Genomic DNA, 20,795 nt, shown 5'->3' with positions numbered 1-20,795 from the left:
TCGCAAATCCTTTCGGAGATGTAAATGACCGTTGAAGTATTAAAAACCACTGCCCTAAATGCATTACACCGCGAGCTTGGCGCAAAAATGGTGCCGTTTGCAGGGTATGATATGCCGGTGCAGTACCCCATGGGTGTAATGAAAGAGCATTTGCAAGTGCGTAATGCGGCGGGCTTATTTGATGTGTCGCATATGGGGCAGATTCGCTTGCGCGGAGAAAATATTGCGCAAGCGCTGGAAGCCTTGATGCCGCAAGATGTGTTGGGTTTGCCACTTGATCGCCAGCGCTATGGCTTGTTAACAAATGAGCAGGGCGGCATTCGCGATGATCTTATGTTCGCCAACTGCGGCGACAGTTTTATGTTAGTGGTGAATGCCGCCTGTAAAGACCAAGATTATGCGTGGCTGCGGCAGAATTTACCGGAATCCATCAGCATGGAAATGCTGGTGGATCAGGGCTTGCTGGCATTGCAGGGGCCAGCCGCGCGGCAGGTGATGGCACGTTTGGCGCCAGCGGCTGCCAATATGGTGTTTATGGATACGCTGTCCTGTCAAGTTGCTGGCATTGATTGCTGGCTGAGTTGCTCCGGTTACACCGGCGAAGATGGTTTTGAGATATCCGTTGCTGCCGCTGACGCAGAAAAGTTAGCGCGCCTTTTATTGGCCGAAGACGAAGTGGAGTTTATTGGCCTCGGTGCCAGAGACTCGCTGCGTCTAGAAGCGGGCCTATGCCTTTATGGTCATGACATGGATGAGAGTATTTCGCCCGTCTCCGCCAATTTGCTGTGGGCGATCTCCAAGGTGCGGCGTCCCGGTGAGGCGCGGGCCGGAAATTATCCCGGCGCAGCTGTTATCGCCAAACAATTAGCTGAAGGCACCGCAGAAAAGCGGGTCTTGCTCGACGTTGAAGGGCGAGCGCCAGTGCGCGAGGGTGTTGAGATCGTCAATGCTGAGGGCAGTGTGCTTGGGCGAGTCAGTAGCGGCGGTTTCGGTCCGAGTATCGGGCGCCCTATAGTGATGGCCTACGTCGCAACAAAAGCACTCAGTCAGGGTGAGGCGCTCTACGCCAGTGTTCGAGGTAAATTATTGCCACTAACGCTACGTAAAAGCCCTTTTGTTGAGCAGCGTTATTATCGCGGTTAAAGGATATTAATATGGCATTTGCGCCCGGACTTATTGAAGGCTTCTACGGTCGCCAATGGACGTGGGCGCAGCGTTTTTCACTGCCGGGACTGCTGCGTCAATGGGGTTATGGTAGCTACATTTACGCGCCGAAGGCCGATGTTAGTCTACGCAGTGAATGGCCACAGGATTTTAGCGCAAGTCATCGTGATAATTTATTAATACTGGGCGAACACTGTCGTCGCTCGGGAATTTCGTGGGGGCTAGGCCTTTCGCCTGCGGGCCTTCAAGCCAATTACACGCCGACAGACAAAATCAAACTAGCGCGTAAAATTGCTGCAATCGCTGAGCTAAAGCCCGATATTTTGTGGGTGTTATTTGACGATTTACCCGCCGGAAATCCGCAACTTGCTGAAAACCAGCTGGCGGTGGTCAATGATATTCGCGCCCAGCTTCCCCAGGTAAAGCTCGCGGTTTGTCCGAGCTACTATAGTTTTGATCCAATTCTTGAGGAGTTGTTTGGTCGCTGCCCCGATAATTACTTTGCGGATTTGGATGCTGGCTTAGCTCCCGATATCGATTTGCTGTGGACTGGGAATCGCGTTATTAGCGAGGCGTATTCCGAAGAGGATATGGCACGAGCCACAGCATTGCTCGGGCGAAAACCCCTGCTTTGGGACAACTACCCAGTTAATGACGGGCGTAAAACCAGTCGTTTTCTGCATTTGGCTCCCTTTACTGGGCGACCTTGGCAGTTGTCGGCATGGTGCGCCGGTCATATGGTTAATCCAATGAATCAATTTCATTTGTCGGGCCTAGTCTTGCCAACGCTGGCAGCCGTCTATACTGGCAGGGCAGGCTATGATTCTGAGCAATTGTTAGATTCCGTGCTTAGCCCGTTACCCGCAGTATTGGCGTCATTGCTGAAACGAGATATGACGATATTTCAGCGGCAGGGCCTAGATGGCCTCAGCGAAAATGCAAAACAGCGCTATATTGCAGAGTACGCAGCTGTGCGGCACCCTGTAGCTGAGGAAGTTTGTGATTGGTTAGGTGAGGGCTATCGATTTGATCCGGCGTGTTTAACCGATTAAATAGCGGCTTAGCTTGCCAAGGTTTTGGTAATAAGGTAGTTTTAGCGCGCGATGTTTACATGGAAAACATGGGGCGTACGGTAAATGCCGTCGCCACAAACTCAATTTGAGGAACAACGATGATTTATCAAGGCAAGGCGTTAACTGCAAAATACCTAGAAGATGGGATTGCAGAGCTCTGTTTCGACCTTGAAGGCGATTCAGTAAATAAATTTAACCGTGTAACGCTTCAGGAGCTGGGTGAAGCCACCACGGCCCTTGCGGAGGAAGCGGGCCTCAAAGGGGTTTTGGTTACCAGCGGAAAGTCGGTATTTATTGTTGGTGCAGATATTACCGAATTTACGGAGCTGTTCAAGCTGCCAGACGCCGAGTTACGCGGCTGGGCTCAGCAAGCCAATGATGTCTTCAACGCATTTGAAGATTTGCCAGTACCAACGGTTGTCGCGATTAACGGCGTTGCCTTGGGTGGCGGTTTTGAAATGTGCTTGGCCTGTGATTACCGGGTTATGTCAACGGCAGCCATTGTTGGCTTGCCAGAAGTAAAATTAGGGATTAACCCTGGTTTTGGTGGCACAGTGCGTTTGCCGCGCGTCATCGGCTGCGATAACGCGATGTTGTGGGTAGCCACTGGCAACCAACAGAAGCCAGATGCCGCTTTAAAAGATGGCGGTGTCGATGCCGTTGTCGCACCTGAGTTATTAAAAGAGGCTTCTCTAGACTTACTGAAAAGTACTATTGCCGGTGAGTTTGACTATAAAGCGCGCCGCGTAGAGAAAACCACGCCGGTTAAGTTGAATGACATTGAGCGAATGATGTCCTTTACCACTGGTAAAGCAATGGTTGCTCAGCAAGCTGGTCGCCATATGCCTGCTCCCCTGACTGCCGCTAAGTCAATGGAACGCAATGCCGGTCTCAACCGCGCAGAAGCGATTGAAGTTGAGATAGATCACTTTATTAAGTTAGTACGCACGCCACAATCTGCAGCGCTGGTTGGTTTGTTCTTAAGCGAGCAGGCAGTGAGCAAAGCTGCGCGTGGTTTTGCCAAAGCCGGTGGCGATGTTAAGCAAGCAGCCGTGCTGGGTGCGGGCATAATGGGCGGCGGTATTGCCTATCAGTCCGCTTATAAGGGCACACCAATCTTGATGAAGGATATTGCCGAAGCGGGTATTGAGCTGGGCATGAAGGAGGCGGGCAAATTGCTGGCCAAGCGTGTGTCTCGCGGCCGTATGACCGCTGACAAAATGTCTGCGGTATTGAACAGCATTCGCCCATCATTGAGCTATGACGGTTTCGACAAGGCAGACGTTATCGTCGAGGCCGTTGTTGAAAACCCAAAAGTGAAGCGCGCAGTACTTGCTGAGACCGAAAAACATATCCGTAAAGATGCGGTTTTAGCGTCGAATACATCTACAATTTCCATTACACATCTCGCGGAAGCTCTTGAAAGACCAGAGAATTTCTGTGGTATGCACTTCTTTAATCCAGTGCATGCAATGCCTTTGGTTGAGGTTATTCGCGGTGAAAAAACCAGCGAGTCGACTGTTGCTAAGGTTGTTAAGTACGCACTCCAAATGGGTAAAACCCCAATTGTCGTTAACGATTGCCCGGGCTTTTATGTAAACCGCGTACTGTTTCCTTATTTTGCTGGCTTCGACATGCTGATTCGCGATGGCGCCGATTTCCGCAAAGTCGACAAGGTGATGGAAGGCTTCGGTATGCCAATGGGTCCAGCTTATTTGATGGACGTTGTGGGTATTGATACCGGCTACCACGCCGCTGAAGTCATGGCTGACGGTTTCCCAGATCGGATGCGTCACGACTTTACCGGTATTTCGCAGATGATGTTTGAGGCCAAGCGTTACGGTCAGAAAAACGGCATTGGCTTCTATCGCTACGAAGAAGACAAGAAGGGCAAGCCCAAGAAGTGTGAAGACGACACTGCCCTGGAAATGGCAGCTAAAGCCAAGCAAGCCAGTGTTGAGCTGAGCGATGACGACATTCAGGCGCGGATGATGATACCGATGTGTATCGAAACCGTGCGCTGCATTGATGAAGGTATCTTGCGTGACCCAGCTGACGCCGATATGGGCTTGGTTATGGGTATTGGCTTCCCTGTATTCCGCGGTGGCGCGTTGCGCTATATCGATCAGATGGGTGCTAAAGCATTCTGCGAAATGGCTGACCGCTATGCAGATCTCGGGCCCTTGTACCAGCCTACTGCCAGCCTGCGGGCGATGGCGGCGAATGGCGAAACTTTCTTTAAATAATCGGGCGGAGATACAGTAATGACTTTTAAAGCAAATGATGTGGTAATTGTCGATTGCGCCCGTACCCCAATGGCGCGCTCTAAAAACGGCGTGTTTCGGAATGTACGTGCTGAAAATTTATCGGCGGCCCTGATTGATGCGCTATTGGCGCGCAATCCCGGTGTGGATCCGGCGAGTTTTGAAGATGTGATCTGGGGCTGTGTGAACCAGACGAATGAGCAGGGTTGGAATATTGCGCGAATGATTTCTGTGCTTACCAAGCTTCCTCATGAAGTAGCGGGGCAGACTGTGAGCCGTTTGTGCGGTTCTTCAATGTCTGCACTGCACACCGCTGCTGGCGCAATTATGAGTGGCTGCGGTGACACCTTTATGGTCGGTGGCGTTGAGCATATGGGTCATTTGGCCATGAACCACGGTGTTGACCCTAACCCGCAGGCGAGCAAATACGTGGCGCGCGCTGCAGGCATGATGGGCATGACCGCCGAGGCGCTCGGCATGATGCACGGCATTAGCCGCGAGCAGCAAGACGCCTTCGGTCTGCGCTCGCATATGCGCGCGACTGAAGCGCAGGCTAAGGGACTCTTCGATAATGAGATTTTTGCGATGGAAGGCCACGCTGAAGACGGTCGCAAAATATTGGTGAAAGCCGATACCACGGTTCGCCCTGAAACGACGCTAGAGAGTTTGGCGCAGCTGCGCCCAGCATTTGACCCTCGCAACGGTACTGTAACGGCAGGCACTAGCTCGCAGATCGCCGATGGCGCCTCTGCAATGATCGTGATGTCTGGTCAGCGGGCAATGGATCTTGGTTTAACGCCGCGGGCTAAGATCACGGCAATGGCCGTTGCTGGTGTCGACCCGTCAATCATGGGCTATGGTCCAGTTCCGTCAACCCATAAAGCGCTTAAGCGCGTTGGGATGAGCATGGACGATATCCAGACCGTAGAGCTTAACGAGGCGTTTGCCGCGCAATCTCTGCCTGTGCTTAAAGACTTGGGCTTGCTGGATAAAATGGACGACAAGGTTAACCTTAATGGCGGTGCGATTGCCCTGGGTCACCCCTTTGGCTGTTCAGGTACCCGTATTGTCACTACCTTGTTGAATGTTATGGAGCAACGCGACACGTCAGTAGGTTTGGCGACTATGTGTATTGGTATGGGGCAGGGCATTAGTACGATTATCGAGCGCGTCTAAGTGCTCCTTTGGCGTATTCTTAGCAGTGAAATTGTCATTAATTAAGAATACGTCTGAAATTGTGTCGCAGCTTCGCTTGATCGCGGTCATGGGCTGTGGCACAATCTCGTTCCTCGCGGGACTGAGGTCCTGCGATTTTGTTTGTAAACCGAGATAATTCAATACCTTAAGTCGGTTTACGGGTGTGCGGATGTGGTGAAATTGGTATACACGCCAGATTTAGGTTCTGGTGCCGCAAGGCGTGAGAGTTCGAGTCTCTCCATCCGCACCATTTCAAAGAATTCTTATGAATGGCCGCTTCGATGCCGAAGTGGCCATTTGTGCTTATAAGACCTGTTTTGAGGATCATCGATGCAAGTTTCCGTTGAAACGACTTCTGGCCTAGAACGCCGTCTGATTGTAGGTGTTCCTGCCGCCCGTGTAGATGGCGCAGTTGATAGCCGTCTGCAAAAAGCTGCAAAAACCGTAAAGCTTGATGGCTTCCGTCCCGGTAAAGTGCCGATGAGCGTGGTTCGCCAGCGTTTCGGCCAGTCGGTACGCATGGAAGTACTCGGCGAAGTAATGAATGAGTGCTTCTACGAAGCCATTCAGCAGCAAGAGCTAAAGCCTGCTGGTCGCCCAGAAATCGAGCCAAAAAGCTTGGAAGCCGGTAAAGACATTGAGTTTGTTGCCACTTTCGAAGTATTCCCAGAAATCGAAGCCAAAGATTACAGCTCGATTGTGGTGAAAAAGCCGGTTGCCGAAATCACTGCCGCTGATGTCGATAAGATGATCGAAAATCTGCGCTCTCAGCGTGCTGATTGGAGTGTTGTTGAGCGCACCGCAGCCGATGGCGACAAAGTTAATATCGACTACCTTGGCACTAAAGATGGTGTAGAGTTTGAAGGTGGTAAGGCTGAAGGTTCTGATCTAGAGCTCGGTTCTGGCCGTATGATTCCTGGCTTTGAAGCGGGAATCGAGGGGATGGCAGCCGGAGAAGAAAAGGTTATTGCCGTGTCTTTTCCTGAGGACTACCACAGCGAAGACCTTAAGGGCGCTGCGGTTGAGTTTAAGATTACCTTGAACTCTGTTAGCGCCAAAGAATTGCCTGAACTCAATGAAGAATTGTTTGAGGCTTTTGGTGTGAAAGAGGGCGGTTTAGACGCTTTTCGCGCTGAAGTAGAAAAAAATATGGCTCGGGAGTTGAAAAATGCGACTAAGTCCCGCATTAAGAACCAAGTCATGGAAGGTGTGCTAAAGGTGCATTCTGATTTGCAGGTGCCTAAAGCGCTTGTTAGTCAAGAGATTGAGGCTTTGCGCGGACAGCAAATGCAGCAGTTTGGCGCAATGGCTGAAAAGCTTAATGCAGCAGACATCCTTCCCGACGAGCTTTTCCGTGATAACGCGGAGCGTCGTGTTAAATTAGGCTTGGTACTCAATGAGCTAATTAGCGCAGAAGGTATTAAAGCCGACGCAGACAAGGTTCGCGCTGCTCTTGAAGAGATGGCGGCTAGCTTCGAAGATAAAGACGAGATTATCAATCACTACATGGGTAACCCCCAGCAGCTTCAGCAGATCGAAGGTATGGTCATTGAAGAGGAAGTTGTTGAGAAATTGCTTGAAAAATCGAAGGTTAGCGAAGAAACTTTAAGCTACGAAGAAGTTATGTCGCCACCGGCGGAAGAGGCAGACGCGTCTTAATTTGCTAGATTGCTCTGCTTATCTGCGAACAAGCGACTGAGCCTTAGGGTTCCGTCGCTTGTTTTTTTTCTGGTAGGTGAAAAATCCGCTTACCCATTAACGATACGGAAGAGTGTTTACTATGTCGCGCAACTCGATTGACGGTATCAACAATAATTCTATTACTAATCTAGGCTTGGTGCCTATGGTCGTCGAACAGACGGCGCGGGGCGAGCGCTCCTATGATATTTATTCGCGTCTTCTTAAAGAGCGAGTGATTTTCTGTGTTGGTCAGGTTGAAGACCATATGGCTAACCTAATCGTGGCTCAGTTGCTGTTCTTGGAATCAGAAAATCCAGATAAAGATATTCATTTATACATAAATTCGCCAGGTGGTTCGGTAACGGCAGGCCTGTCTATTTATGACACCATGCAATTTATTCGTCCCAATGTGAGCACCATGTGTATTGGCCAGGCGGCCAGTATGGGCGCGTTCTTGCTGAGCGGTGGCGAAAAAGGTAAACGCTTTATTCTGCCAAACGCTCGCACAATGATTCACCAGCCCAGTGGTGGTGCTCAGGGGCAGGCAACGGATATCGATATTCAAGCGCGGGAGATTCTGATTATCCGCGAACGCTTGAATCATCTTATGGCTCAGCACACTGGCCAAAGCTATGAAACCATTGCTAAGGACACTGAGCGGGACAACTTCATGAACGCCCAGCAGTCTTGCGATTACGGCTTGGTTGACCAAGTTTTGACTGACCGCAAATAAGCGCACCACACATTGCCGCAGGTTTGCACTTAAGTGGGCAAACTTGCAAAAATAGCTAAAAGGCGTCATCTTTACCCTAAGGTGGATATCGCCATGCAAATAGAACAAGGTGGGAATGAATGAGTAGCAAAGACGGCACAGACGAAAACGGCAAGCTGCTGTACTGTTCCTTCTGTGGTAAAAGCCAGCACGAAGTCCGCAAGTTAATTGCTGGCCCGTCTGTTTTTATCTGTGATGAATGTGTTGACCTATGTAACGACATTATTCGCGAAGAAGTGCAGGAAGCGGCGAGCGAAGCTGGTCGCGACAAGCTACCAACGCCGCAAGAAATTAATCATACGTTAGATCAGTATGTTATTGGCCAAGTGCGTGCAAAAAAGGTGCTCGCAGTAGCGGTCTATAACCATTACAAGCGCTTGCGTGTAGGCGAAAAAGGCAAAGACGATATCGAGCTGGGCAAGAGTAATATATTGCTGATTGGTCCGACCGGTAGCGGCAAGACCTTGTTGGCAGAGACTTTGGCGCGACTGCTTGATGTGCCTTTTACTATTGCTGACGCAACCACCTTAACCGAAGCCGGTTACGTGGGTGAAGATGTTGAAAACATCATTCAAAAGCTGCTTCAGAAGTGCGATTACGATGTAGAAAAGGCCCAAATGGGCATTGTTTATATCGATGAAATCGATAAGATCTCGCGGAAGTCGGATAACCCATCAATTACACGTGATGTATCGGGTGAGGGTGTGCAGCAGGCGCTGCTGAAGTTAATCGAGGGCACTGTTGCATCTGTGCCGCCGCAGGGTGGCCGCAAGCATCCCCAGCAGGAGTTTTTGCAGGTCGATACCTCGAATATCCTGTTCATCTGTGGTGGCGCCTTTGCTGGCCTAGATCGCGTTATCCGTGATCGCTCTGAAAAAGGCGGTATCGGATTCAGTGCAGAGGTTAAGAGCAAGAGCGAAGCTCGCAATGTTGGTGAAATACTGGCTGATGTTGAACCGGATGATTTGGTGCGCTATGGCTTGATTCCAGAATTTGTTGGTCGTCTGCCAGTGATCGCAACGCTGGAAGAGCTTGATATCGATGCATTGGTCAGCATTCTGACTGAACCCAAAAATGCGCTGACCAAACAGTATTCCAAGCTTTTTGATATGGAAGGTGTGGAAGTTGATTTCCGGGAAGACGGCTTGCGCTCAGTTGCTGAAAAGGCAATGACCCGCAAAACCGGTGCTCGTGGTCTGCGTTCGATTTTAGAGTCCGTACTACTTGATACTATGTACGACTTGCCTTCAATGGAAAACGTCAGCAAAGTTGTCATAGATGGCTCGGTAATCAAGGGCGATTCTGCGCCAATCTTGGTTTACAGTGAGCAACGCAAGGTCGCTCCGGAAGAATAAACCCCGCTCCAAAGCCGCCGCGTGAGTTATTTTCGCGGCGGGTCTCTTTTTTGTCACAATCTTTGCTAGTCAAGTCTTGTTTTTACTGTGCTAAGTCCCCATCTTAGGCTTAAGCTGTCTGTATTACAGGCGAAATATCCGTTGTGTCCGGATTGTACAAATATTATGCGAGGCGATTAAATGGCCGATAAGCGAGAAATACAGGAGCTGCCACTGCTTCCTTTGCGCGATGTGGTGGTTTACCCCCATATGGTGATCCCCCTGTTCGTTGGGCGCGATAAGTCGATACGCGCACTTGAACTGGCCATGGCAAGCAATAAGGAAATTGTGCTTGCTGCACAGCGCAATCCAGATCTAGATGAGCCAGGTACCGACGACCTTTACGATATTGGTACTGTTGCCAATATCTTGCAGTTGTTGAAGCTTCCTGACGGCACCGTGAAAGTTTTAGTTGAGGGCAGCTACAGAGCTGTGCTCAACGCCGTTACTGCCGAAGAAGATTATTTCAGTGCAGAAATTGATGTATTGGAAGAGATTAAAATTGGGGAAGAAGAATCCGAAGTCATGTTGCGTTCGGCGATCTCCCAATTTGAGAAATACATTAATCTCAGCAAGAAAATTCCCGCCGAAGTGCTCACATCGCTGTCGGGTATAGACGATCCCGGTCGCCTTGGCGACACCATTGCCGCCCATATGAATATGGCGCTTGAGCAGAAGCAAGCGGTGCTGGAGATGGTTGACGAGCGCGAGCGTTTAGAGCATTTGATGGGGCTAATGGAGTCCGAAATTGACCTTTTCCAGGTTGAGAAACGGATTCGTGGTCGCGTCAAAAAGCAAATGGAAAAAAGTCAGCGCGAGTACTACCTCAATGAGCAAATGAAGGCTATTCAGCGTGAGCTGGGTGAGTCAGAGGAAGGTGTAAACGAACTCGAAGAACTCGAAAGCCGCGTAGACAAAGCGGGCATGAGCAAAGAGGCGCTGGATAAAGCTAAGGCAGAGCTGGCTAAACTGAAAATGATGTCACCCATGTCGGCAGAAGCCTCTGTGGTACGTGGCTATATCGACTGGCTAGTGAGTATTCCCTGGCAAAAGCGCTCGCGGGTTAAGCATGACCTTGCGCGGGCTGCTGAAATTTTAAATGAAGACCATTACGGTCTCGATGAAGTCAAAGACCGGATACTTGAGTATCTTGCGGTTCAGAAGCGAGTAAAGAAAGTGAAGGGGCCGGTTTTGTGTCTCGTTGGGCCGCCAGGGGTTGGTAAAACATCTCTGGGCGAGTCTATTGCGCGAGCCACTAATCGTAAATTTGTGCGTATGGCCTTGGGTGGCGTGCGCGACGAAGCTGAAATTCGCGGGCATCGCCGCACTTATATTGGCTCTATGCCGGGTAAAGTCATTCAAAAGATGTCCAAGGCCTCGGTTCGCAATCCGCTGTTTTTACTCGATGAAATCGACAAAATGGGTATGGATCATCGCGGTGATCCAGCATCTGCTTTGCTGGAAGTTCTCGACCCCGAGCAAAACCACGCCTTTAATGATCACTATCTTGAGGTCGATTACGATCTCTCAGATATTATGTTTATCTGTACCTCGAACTCCTTGAATATTCCGCCAGCGCTGATGGATCGAATGGAGGTTATACGGATTCCGGGTTACACCGAAGACGAAAAGATCAATATTGCGCGTCGTTACCTGATTCCGAAGCAGTTAAAAAACAATGGGCTTAAGGAAACTGAGGCCAGTATTGATGAGGATGCGCTGCAGGATATCGTGCGCTACTACACGCGTGAAGCCGGGGTCCGCGGGCTCGAGCGACAAGTCGCTAAAGTTTGTCGCAAGGTCGTAAAAAATCTCGCGCTGAATGGCGAAAGCGGCGTGATTAAAGTGGTGTCCGGTAATCTAGAAGACTATCTTGGCGTCCGTCGCTATAACTATGGCAAGGCCGAAGAAGAAAATAAGGTAGGGCAGGTTACTGGTTTGGCTTGGACCTCCGTTGGCGGCGAGTTATTGACGATTGAGGCAGTGTCGGTGGTTGGTAAGGGACGGCATATTAAAACCGGCTCACTTGGCGACGTCATGCAAGAGTCTATTCAAGCGGCAACCACCGTTGTGAGGAGCCGCTCTAAGCGCCTGGGTATCCCCGCGCGCTACCATGACCGCCACGATATACATATTCATATGCCAGAGGGTGCAACCCCAAAAGATGGGCCATCGGCCGGCGTTGGGATGTGCACAGCACTGGTTTCAGTGATAACGGGTATCCCGGTACGCTCCGATGTGGCGATGACTGGCGAGATTACTTTGCGCGGTCAGGTGCTGGCAATTGGTGGTTTGAAAGAAAAACTGCTTGCAGCTCACCGCGGCGGTATAAAAACCGTTATAATCCCGTCCGAGAATGAGAGGGACCTCAAAGAGATACCTGAAAACATTAAAGCCGACTTGGAAATTCGCCCCGTTAAATGGATTGACGAAGTGCTGAATATCGCACTGGAAAGTATTCCAAAAGAGATTTCTGAAGAAGCTTATTTGGCAGGTATTGACGATAACCACAAAAGTGTGGACGGTAATGATGATATCTTGGGCGAAGCGCGCGCAAACGCACACTAGCCGCAGAGATTCCTTGACCGTAAGAGGCGCAGTTGGTATAAATCCCACTCTTTGCGCATGCGGCTGTCACTGTCCTTGCGCAGGTATGTGACTGCCAGCAGTGACACTTAAAAATTTTTTTATAACAATTTGAAGGGGAAGAATAAGTGAATAAATCTGAGCTAATCGACGCTATTGCAGAATCTGCAGACCTGTCCAAAGCAGCCGCTGGTCGCGCGCTGGATGCAACGGTAGAAGCTATTACCAATGCATTAAAGTCAGATGATTCCGTATCACTTGTCGGCTTTGGTACATTTAGCGTTAAAGACCGTGCAGCTCGCACCGGCCGCAATCCTCAAACTGGCGCGCCAATCGAAATTTCAGCTGCCAAGATCCCTAGTTTCAAAGCAGGTAAAGCGTTGAAAGACGCCTGTAACTAAGGGTTATAGCCATTCCCACGGTGTTGGGAAGTCGCTATAGGGGTTAAAACCTCTTACAGAAGGCGCATCGAGAGGTGCGCTTTTTTTTATGATTCAGAGTCGGATTCGCGTCAATGCTGCAAAATATTCGGAATAATATCCAGGGAACTGCCGCCAAGTTCATTATCGCGCTCATCATCGTACCTTTTGCGCTATTTGGTATTGATAGTTTATTTGGTGGCTCAGGACAGGTTCCTGCCGCTGTCGTCAACGGCGAAAAGATTTCTGAAGGTGAATTGCAACAGGCGATTAGTCTTCAAAAGCGACGTTTACTAGGAATGATGGGGGATCAAATTGACCCCGCAATGCTAGACGACGCAATGTTGCGTAAGCCAGCATTGAATACCTTAATAAAGCAGCAGCTGCTCCTGCAAGCCGCCGCTGAAGCAGGTATTGAAATTTCGACCGCCCAGCTGCATGCAACCATCGCGTCTATGCCGCAATTTCAAGAAGACGGCCGATTCTCTCAGGCTCGTTATGAACAAGTTCTACGCTTGCAAGGCTATAGCAGTGCGTTTTTTAAACAGCTGTTGCGCTCAGATCTGACAATTCAACAGCTATCCAGCGCCGTTGCTGGCTCAGCCTTTGTGGCGGGTCCGGAATTGTCGCGGGCAATTGGCTTGCTCCACGAGACCCGCGATTATCACTTTATCACCGTTGCCCAAGCGCCTTATCGCGCCAGCATTAAGATTAGCGATGAAGAGGTCGAAGCCTACTATCAGGAAAATGCGAATCAATTTCTGAGTGAGGCCGCAGTTAGATACTCGTATGTTGAGTTATCTGAAGAGGATTTTTTTGAGCCGGTTTCAGAAGATCAAGTCATGGCCGAATACCAGCGATTGGTAGAGGCTAGTAACGCGCAAGTAGAGCGTGAAGCGGCACATATTTTAATTGAAATTAACGACGACACCGGTCGTGAAGAAGCGTCTTCACAGCTTGAAAAAATTCGCCAAACCGTTTTGGCTGGCGCAGACTTTGCAGAACAAGCGCGACAGTATTCAGCAGATGCCGGTAGCGCGGGTGACGGCGGTGCCCTTGGTTTTAGCAGTGGGGACAGTTTTCCAGCGGAGTTTGAAGAGGCTTTAGCTGGGCTAAAAGAAGGTGAAATCTCTCCTGTCATTGAAACGGAAGCGGGCTTACACCTGATTAAATTGCTGAGTGTTCGCCAGCCTAGTGTGCCGAGCCTAGAGAGCGCAAGGCTTGAGATTACTGAACGGCTGCGCCGCCAGGAGGCGATGCCACGCTTAATTGGTGCGGTAGAAGATTTACGTGACTTTGTCTTCAACGCAGAAAATTTAACCATGCCCGCCAAAGAGCTTGGGCTCGAAGTTAAGCAAAGTGAATGGCAAAAGGAATCTGACGAGAGCGGATTGTTTGCTTATGCGAGCTTGAAGTCTGCAGCCTTTAATCCAGAATTGCGCAGTAAAGGCTTAAACAGCGAAGTCTTTGAATTAACGCCGGAACACTTTGCGGTGATCCATGTCGAAGAATACAAGGCACCCGATACCCTGCCTTTAGCACAGGTGCGCGAAGAGATTGTGGGTAGTCTGGAGCAGCGCAAAGCTGAGCTTGAGGCAGAATCTCAGGCCAAAGCGATCCAAGCAGAGTTGCTTGCTGGTAAGCGAGCCGAAGAGGTCGCCAAGGCCGAGCAGCTTACTTGGAATGCGATTGCCGCAGGCAAGCGCGGCGACATTGCTGTTGAGGCGCCGATACGCAATCGCGCATTTTCAATGCCTAGACCAGATCAGCAGGCAAGCGTAAGCGTTTTGCGTTTGGCAAATGGTGATCGAGTGGTCTTGCAGTTACTTGATGTGAATTATGGCAGCCAAAGCGGGATGGACGTTGCCCAGCTTAACGAAGCAGAAAATAGCGCGTCTAGAAATAGGTCTTCACAGGATTTTTCGGCTTACTTTAATGGTTTGTGGAAAGACGCAAAAATTAAGATCAATTGATTTAGGCCCCAGTCGGCTGATTACCGCTGGGGCTACTTAATGGATACATAAAAATAATGACTTCCGCTTTACGACGGTCGCTGAGTGCAGGTGTTGTCGATGTTTGGTTTAGCTTTACCAATGACAACCGCCTGAAAACAGTGCAAAAAGATTACGAGGAAATGCTCTCGCAGTCCGAGCTCGAACAGTATCAGCAGCTTAAGCATGTCGATAATGGTTGGGATTATCTGGTGAGTAGGGCCTTGTTGCGTACGGTATTGGCTGAATACTGCGAACTATCACCGCAAGAAATTGAATTTCAGGTAAATGACTTTGGTAAACCCGAGCTAAGCAATTCTAGTGTTTCGCCAATAATCCAATTTAATACCGCGCACACCAGCGGCTTAACTGTCTGCGTCGTTACGCATGATAATGCAATTGGTGTTGATGTGGAGTGCAGGGCAGAAAACCCAGGAATACTTGATGTTGCCGAAGACTATTTTTCGGCGCTTGAACTTCAGGCGCTGAAAAGTCGAGATGAAGCGCAGCAGCTCAATTATTTTTATCGCTATTGGACATTGAAAGAAGCGTATATCAAGGCTCGCGGCGAAGGTTTGTCGATTCCATTGCATGACTTTTCAGTAGTGCTTGGCAACGACGGCGAGTTCCTGGAATTTTTTGGCCCTGATGCTGAAAGCTGGGATTTTCGATTACTGGGTCAAAATGCAGCCTACACCGCGGCGCTGAGTATGAATGGTCGCATTGCGGGATTGAACTTTTTTCACAGCGTACCCTTAGGGCCTCAGTCTGTGCAAAGTGCCGCCGATGCGTTTGACCAAGGTTCCGCGCCGGCCGGTGATCGCCGGCGTCGCATTGGCTAAAATAATTAGGAGTAGAAACCTTGTATAAAGTATTAACCCTGAACCAAATATCTGAAAAAGGCTTAAGCCGTCTACCTAGCGAAAATTATGAGTTAGCGACGGAATTTGGTGCGCCTGATGCAATATTGTTGCGCAGCCACAAACTCCAGGTCGCAGAAATTTCTGCTAGCGTGAAAGCCATTGCGAGAGCGGGCGCCGGCACGAATAACATCCCTGTATCAGCATGTACGGAACGTGGTATTCCTGTTTTTAATAGCCCTGGTGCCAATGCCAATGCGGTTAAAGAATTGGTTATTGCCGGATTAGCATTAGGTTCACGGGGGATTTTGGCCGGTATATCGTATGTGAATACTCTGGGTCATATGAATGACGCGGCTGAAATGGCTAAGCTTCTAGAGAAAGAAAAAAAGCGTTTTAAGGGCAATGAGCTGGCAGGGCGCACTCTCGGTGTTGTCGGTCTCGGGGCGATAGGCTCAATGATAGCAAATGCCGCATTAAGCTTAGGTATGGACGTTATTGGTTATGATCCTGCGTTGTCTGTTGATGCTGCATGGCGCTTGCCTAGTTCAGTAAAGAAAATGGATAATTTAAGCAGTTTATTCGCTCGAGCAGACTTCATTACCCTGCATTTGCCCGTTCTAGATTCAACCCGAGGCTTGATCAATACCGACTTACTCGCTGCCTGTAAACCAGGCTGTTGCTTACTAAATTTTGCCCGAGAAGAAATTGTGGATATCAGCGCGGTTATTCGCGCCTTAGATAACGGCAGTTTGCGTCAGTTTATTACCGATTTTCCCGTGCCAGCGCTTATCGGGCGAGCTGACGTAATTCTCATGCCGCATATCGGTGCAAGTACCGATGAGGCAGAGGAGAATTGCGCAATTATGGTTGCCGATCAGCTGGATGATTTTCTGCAAAGCGGCAATATCAAAAATTCGGTTAATTTTCCTAATTTGCAACTGGATCGCAGCGGCCGGTGCCGTCTTGCAATTGCTAACCATAACGTTCCCAAGATCCTTGGTAGCGTACTTGGTTTACTTGCGGATGCTGATATTAACGTTGTCGATATGTTGAATAAAAGTCGCGACGAAATAGCCTACAATCTAATTGACTTGGGCAGTGAGGTAAGTCCGGCACTACTAGAGCAATTACGTGCCATTGAAGGCGTTATCAATGTGCGTTTAATTCAATGGTGAAAGCGCAATATCAATAAAGGTTAGGTAAATGGCGAGCTTGGACAGTATACAAGCACTACTCAAAGATCAGCGTGGTGTGCCACCTATTAGCGACTGGCATCCTGAGCTTAGTGGCGACATTGATATTGTCATAAAAGCCGATGGCCGCTGGATTCATGAAGGAGGTGAAATAAAGCGCCATGAACTGGTTAAGCTATTTGCGTCTATTCTGCGCCGCGAGCAAGACGGCCACTACTACTTGGTTACGCCTGTTGAAAAATGGCGGCTGCAAGTGGAAGACTTCCCCTTGCTGATTGTCGACTTCGAAGTTGGCGGCGGCGCTGATTCACCGCGTATAGCGGTGAAAACCAACGTCGACACCTGGTTTGAGCTTGGTTCAGAGCACCCTTTGTGCGTTGATACGCAGGCTGATAGCAAGGAACCCATTCCTTCAGTGTTAACCCGGCATGGTTTGGTGGCAAAGGTGAATAGGGCATGTTTTTATCGCTTGGTAGAGCTCGCTGAACCTGTCGCTGAATCCTTAGTTTTGCGCGCGGGTAATAGTGTGTTTGTCTTAGGGGCCAGTAGTTAATTATTTGGATGCTCACAGAGAATAAAGTTTATTGTCTGTGAGTATTTCATGTTCAGAGAGCGATATAGCATTACAGCATATTTAGCGCTCGATAAAACGCGTTATATAGTCTGCAAATCGGTCGTTAATCATTGCCTCATTAAGCCCGAACTCCGCTAAAGAATACTCATGTTTTCCGAAGCGATGTTGCTCATTACTATTGTGCCATGCAGCCATTGCTTGCTTGGCAGGAGCATTTAAAGATCGTCCCGAGCGGTCGTACACCTCCTGAGCAATGCCGATAGGATTTTTACGAACATCTTCGTAACGGGCATCGACAATACAACTGGCTAGGTTCATTTTGTCGCGGTCGTGGAGGTAGCGGTCCATCGCCCAGTCCCAATAGCGCATTACTTGCTGTCCTATTAACTGTTTATCGATAGGCTTAGAGCGCAAGCTCCACATTGCGCTGACAAACTTGGCCCATGAGGGAATGGTAACTAACGGGTCGCGATGGGTGTGTAAGATGGTGGCGCGGGGATAACTGCTTATTAATGATTTCATATTGGCAATGTAGCCCACCCCTTTCATTACCCATGGCCGATCGCGCTTGCCGCCATCCTGCCATTGTAGGTACTGGACAAGGGTCTTAGTGTAGGCGAATGGGCCGGAACTAGAGCGCTCGGTCACCCAATCCAAATAACTGGGGCTAAACACCAGTTGATTCCATATGGTGTCGTCAAAGGTGAGCAGGTAGAGCAGCCAGTCTTCATCAACTTCTTGTTCTTCCATGTGGTGGGCAGCGTGGACGGCATTATTATCGGTTGCCACCAAGTTCGATGTTCCCGCTAATGCAATTCGTGGGTCAGCTTGGTCTTCCTGGGCTTGTGAAAACGGAGCGGGGTTCCACAGCCGCCAAAACAGCATTTTTTGAACATCGTCTGGGGCGGATAATATTTTCTGCATTTTGGTGGTGCCAGAACGGCCCAGACCCAGAATAATGATTGGGTCGTCGACATCCTCTTGCGAGATTTCCGGATGGGCTTGCAGATCTTGTTGAAACCGAAGCCGATTCACTAAACAGCGCTGTACATCGGCTACTATGCTTGCGAGCCCCTCTGGGTGTAGTGTGGAGTCTTGCACAATACATTCCAGTAGTTTTTGCATTGGCAGCATAAAGCTGTCGTCGCCGAAATCCCTTAAACCACTGGTTTCTTGAGCTTGAGTAATTAGCGTCTCGACGTTTAATGCGCTTGTTACTTCCGTTGTCTTAAGACTCATATTTGCTATCCTTATTGGCGCGTTATTTTTTGTGTGGCAGTGCTTTAGATAAACATACTTGGCCGCAGGGGAGGGTAAGTCCACAACTCTCTAATACCTGATTTCGCGGCAAGCACATCGGGTATACGGTTAAACAAGCTACTCGCAGAAGCCATATGTGAGGCTTCACGTACTACACGTACCTCCATGCTGGGTTTGCCCTGTACCTTCCAAATCATCTCCTCTTGCTCATCTTCGCGGAAATCGCGGTATTCAAAGCAGGCGTTTACGGTAATACCTTGTTTGGTGAGGATTTCGACGCTCATGCGGGTGCCAACGACGGTTCCCGCCCGGAGGTTTTGTTGCAACCAATGGCTGTAGTGGTCTTGTGTCCAAACAATGGGTTCTAAATTCTCCTTAATGTCGCTAACGTTAAGTCCAAGCGCATCTATTACGCACAAAGGAGGGATAATAGCGATGCCTGCAAGTCCGGTTTTTCCGCCAACATCGTTGCTTAGGTATTCATCCACACTCAAGCCAGCGCCGCAAAAGCGCAGCAGGTGAACACCTTGGCGGGCAATATCGGTGAAAGAAGTGTGGGTTGCGTATTCCGACCCAACCTGATCACCGCCTGCGATCCAACGTGATCACCTGTTGCGAACGAACGTGATCACTCATTGCGATTTAAAATGATCACTTTACGGGACTTATCGCAACGGGTGTTCACGTTGTCGCAATGACTGATCACCATCAATTTCCACACCACCTCATGCATTGAAATTCATCCTGTACTGCACGTTATCCTTGCCGCTTTTGCGCCGGGATGACGATGCCAAACACGAGATTAGCAATGCGACATATCAAAGAAATTCTCCGCCTTAAACTTGAGGCAAAGCTAAGTCATCGCCAGATAGCGCGCAGCCTGGGCATTGGCGTGGGCACCGTATCAACCTACGGCAAACGCGCCTCTGCGCTGGGGCTTTGCTGGCCCCTGCCCGCCGAGCTGTCAGATAACGATCTTGAGCAACTGCTGTTTCCTTCACCCCAGCTGAGTGCGCGACATGGCCGCGTTATGCCTGATTGCGCCGCCATACATCTGGAGCTAAAGCGCAAAAGCGTCACCAAACAGCTGCTGTGGGAGGAATACAAACAGGCTTATGGGGATGCGGGCTATCAGTACTCGCAGTATTGCGGGTATTACCGCGAATGGCGCGCCCAACAAAAACGCTCTATGCGGCAGATCCACCTCGCCGGTGAAAAACTATTTGTGGATTACAGTGGCGCGACAGTGCCGATTGTTAACCCAGATACCGGCGAGATCCGCAACGCTGAAATCTTTGTCGCGACGCTCGGTGCCAGCAATTACACCTTTGCCACCGCCAGCTGGACGCAACGCAAAGCGGATTGGATTGATGCCCACGTCAAGGCCTTCGAGTTCTTTGGCGGCGTGCCGGAGATCATTGTGCCTGATCAGCTCCGCAGCGCAGTGAGCAAACCTTGCCGTTACGAACCAACCATCAATGCCAGTTATCAACATATGGCCTCACACTATCGAACCGCGATCATTCCTGCGCGACCGCTCAAACCAAAAGACAAGGCGAAGGCCGAAAACGCGGTGCTGATTGTGCAGCGGTGGATATTAGCGAAGTTACGCCACCAGACCTTCTTTACGCTGGCGGAACTTAACCTTGCAATTAAGGGCTTACTGGAAGACCTCAATCAACGGCCCTTCAAAAAGCTTCCGGGTTGCCGCTTAAGCCAGTTTGAGATGCTGGACAAACCGGCGCTTAAACCACTGCCAGCGACGCGCTATGAATACCTCGAGTTCAAGCTGGCACGGGTCAATATTGATTACCACGTCGAGTTCGACAAGCACTATTACTCCGTTCCTCATCATCTGGTTAAGACGCAAGTGGAGATCCAAGCCAGCCGCGACGGTGTTGCTATCTTCTTTAAGGATCAGCAGGTCGCACGTCATGCACGTAGCCAGCGTCAAGGTGGGTTTACCACCAATACGCAGCACATGCCTGAAGCACACCAGCGGCATCAGCAGTGGACGCCGAAGCGACTGCTCTCGTGGGCGGGAACGATAGGCCCCGAAACACACGCGATGGTTGAGCTGTTCCTGCAACGAAAGCAGGTACCAGAGCAGGCGTATCGCGCCTGCTTAGGGTTACTGAATCTCGCCAAACAATACACACCGGCACGCCTAGAGGCGGCTTGCTTACGTGCACAACACATCAAAGCCCTACGCCTAAGCAATATCAAATCGATCCTGCAGAGCAATATGGATCAACTGGCCCTGCCGCTAGAACCGCAAGCGCAGGCAAGTGAGTCTCATCGCAATGTCCGTGGCGCCAATTACTACCACTAAACAAGCATCATCAACCAAACCACCCAACCCAAG

General features: G+C 49.9%; 16 protein-coding genes and 1 tRNA gene. 15 read left to right on the top strand and 2 right to left on the bottom strand.

Features of this window, described 5'->3' with window-relative positions:
• Window positions 1–24: 24 nt before the first annotated feature.
• The 14 genes from gcvT (at window position 25) to AZF00_RS09415 (ending at window position 17,149) form a co-directional block, all read left to right on the top strand.
• Window positions 25–1,143 carry a glycine cleavage system aminomethyltransferase GcvT gene (gcvT, locus tag AZF00_RS09480; protein ID WP_062383629.1) on the top strand — a complete coding sequence of 373 codons (1,119 nt, stop codon included), beginning with the start codon at window positions 25–27 and terminating at the stop codon, window positions 1,141–1,143.
• 11 nt (window positions 1,144–1,154) lie between these two features.
• Window positions 1,155–2,216, top strand: a complete 1,062-nt coding sequence (locus tag AZF00_RS09475) for a beta-N-acetylglucosaminidase domain-containing protein (RefSeq protein ID WP_062383627.1) — start codon at window positions 1,155–1,157, stop codon at window positions 2,214–2,216.
• 119 nt (window positions 2,217–2,335) lie between these two features.
• Window positions 2,336–4,483, top strand: coding sequence for a fatty acid oxidation complex subunit alpha FadB (gene fadB / locus AZF00_RS09470; protein WP_062383624.1), 2,148 nt, complete (start codon window positions 2,336–2,338; stop codon window positions 4,481–4,483).
• A gap of 18 nt (window positions 4,484–4,501) precedes the next feature.
• Entirely contained in the window at window positions 4,502–5,677 is a 1,176-nt protein-coding gene (gene fadA / locus AZF00_RS09465; protein ID WP_008250073.1) for an acetyl-CoA C-acyltransferase FadA, read from the top strand.
• 186 nt (window positions 5,678–5,863) lie between these two features.
• Window positions 5,864–5,948: transfer RNA gene (locus tag AZF00_RS09460), tRNA-Leu, on the top strand.
• Between the two features lie 80 nt (window positions 5,949–6,028).
• The gene (gene tig / locus AZF00_RS09455) at window positions 6,029–7,357 is read left to right on the top strand and encodes a trigger factor (protein ID WP_062383621.1); all 1,329 of its coding nucleotides are present in this window, start codon (window positions 6,029–6,031) and stop codon (window positions 7,355–7,357) included.
• Between the two features lie 121 nt (window positions 7,358–7,478).
• Window positions 7,479–8,111 (top strand): ATP-dependent Clp endopeptidase proteolytic subunit ClpP, encoded by a 633-nt coding sequence (gene clpP, locus AZF00_RS09450; protein WP_008250075.1) that lies wholly within the window; start codon window positions 7,479–7,481, stop codon window positions 8,109–8,111.
• 119 nt (window positions 8,112–8,230) lie between these two features.
• Complete coding sequence (clpX, locus tag AZF00_RS09445) at window positions 8,231–9,505, top strand: ATP-dependent Clp protease ATP-binding subunit ClpX (protein ID WP_008250076.1); 1,275 nt, start codon at window positions 8,231–8,233, stop codon at window positions 9,503–9,505.
• A 180-nt stretch (window positions 9,506–9,685) separates the two neighbouring features.
• A complete protein-coding gene (lon, locus tag AZF00_RS09440) occupies window positions 9,686–12,112 on the top strand; it encodes an endopeptidase La (protein WP_008250077.1) in 2,427 nt (808 codons plus the stop codon).
• Between the two features lie 146 nt (window positions 12,113–12,258).
• On the top strand, window positions 12,259–12,531 hold the full coding sequence (locus AZF00_RS09435; protein ID WP_008250078.1) for a non-specific DNA-binding protein Hbs: 273 nt from the start codon (window positions 12,259–12,261) through the stop codon (window positions 12,529–12,531).
• Window positions 12,532–12,644: 113 nt separating this feature from the next.
• The gene (locus AZF00_RS09430; protein ID WP_008250079.1) at window positions 12,645–14,522 is read left to right on the top strand and encodes a SurA N-terminal domain-containing protein; all 1,878 of its coding nucleotides are present in this window, start codon (window positions 12,645–12,647) and stop codon (window positions 14,520–14,522) included.
• A gap of 56 nt (window positions 14,523–14,578) precedes the next feature.
• Window positions 14,579–15,382, top strand: coding sequence for a 4'-phosphopantetheinyl transferase family protein (locus AZF00_RS09425; RefSeq protein WP_008250082.1), 804 nt, complete (start codon window positions 14,579–14,581; stop codon window positions 15,380–15,382).
• Window positions 15,383–15,402: 20 nt separating this feature from the next.
• The gene (locus AZF00_RS09420; protein WP_008250084.1) at window positions 15,403–16,578 is read left to right on the top strand and encodes a phosphoglycerate dehydrogenase; all 1,176 of its coding nucleotides are present in this window, start codon (window positions 15,403–15,405) and stop codon (window positions 16,576–16,578) included.
• A 28-nt stretch (window positions 16,579–16,606) separates the two neighbouring features.
• The gene (locus AZF00_RS09415; RefSeq protein WP_008250087.1) at window positions 16,607–17,149 is read left to right on the top strand and encodes a DUF1285 domain-containing protein; all 543 of its coding nucleotides are present in this window, start codon (window positions 16,607–16,609) and stop codon (window positions 17,147–17,149) included.
• 81 nt (window positions 17,150–17,230) lie between these two features.
• Here AZF00_RS09415 and AZF00_RS09410 read toward each other — a convergent pair whose 3' ends face one another.
• Together AZF00_RS09410 and AZF00_RS09405 are read right to left on the bottom strand one after the other, a co-directional pair.
• A complete protein-coding gene (locus AZF00_RS09410; protein WP_008250089.1) occupies window positions 17,231–18,409 on the bottom strand; it encodes a sulfotransferase family protein in 1,179 nt (392 codons plus the stop codon).
• 44 nt (window positions 18,410–18,453) lie between these two features.
• Window positions 18,454–18,918 carry a hypothetical protein gene (locus AZF00_RS09405; protein ID WP_062383618.1) on the bottom strand — a complete coding sequence of 155 codons (465 nt, stop codon included), beginning with the start codon at window positions 18,916–18,918 and terminating at the stop codon, window positions 18,454–18,456.
• Between the two features lie 299 nt (window positions 18,919–19,217).
• On the opposite strand from AZF00_RS09405, the gene istA reads away from it, so the two are divergent.
• Window positions 19,218–20,762, top strand: a complete 1,545-nt coding sequence (istA, locus tag AZF00_RS09400; protein ID WP_040802637.1) for an IS21 family transposase — start codon at window positions 19,218–19,220, stop codon at window positions 20,760–20,762.
• Window positions 20,763–20,795 lie beyond the last annotated feature (33 nt).

Source organism: Zhongshania aliphaticivorans, assembly GCF_001586255.1.
GTDB lineage: Bacteria > Pseudomonadota > Gammaproteobacteria > Pseudomonadales > Spongiibacteraceae > Spongiibacter > Spongiibacter aliphaticivorans.
This window is presented reverse-complemented; position numbering and strand designations above follow the sequence as displayed.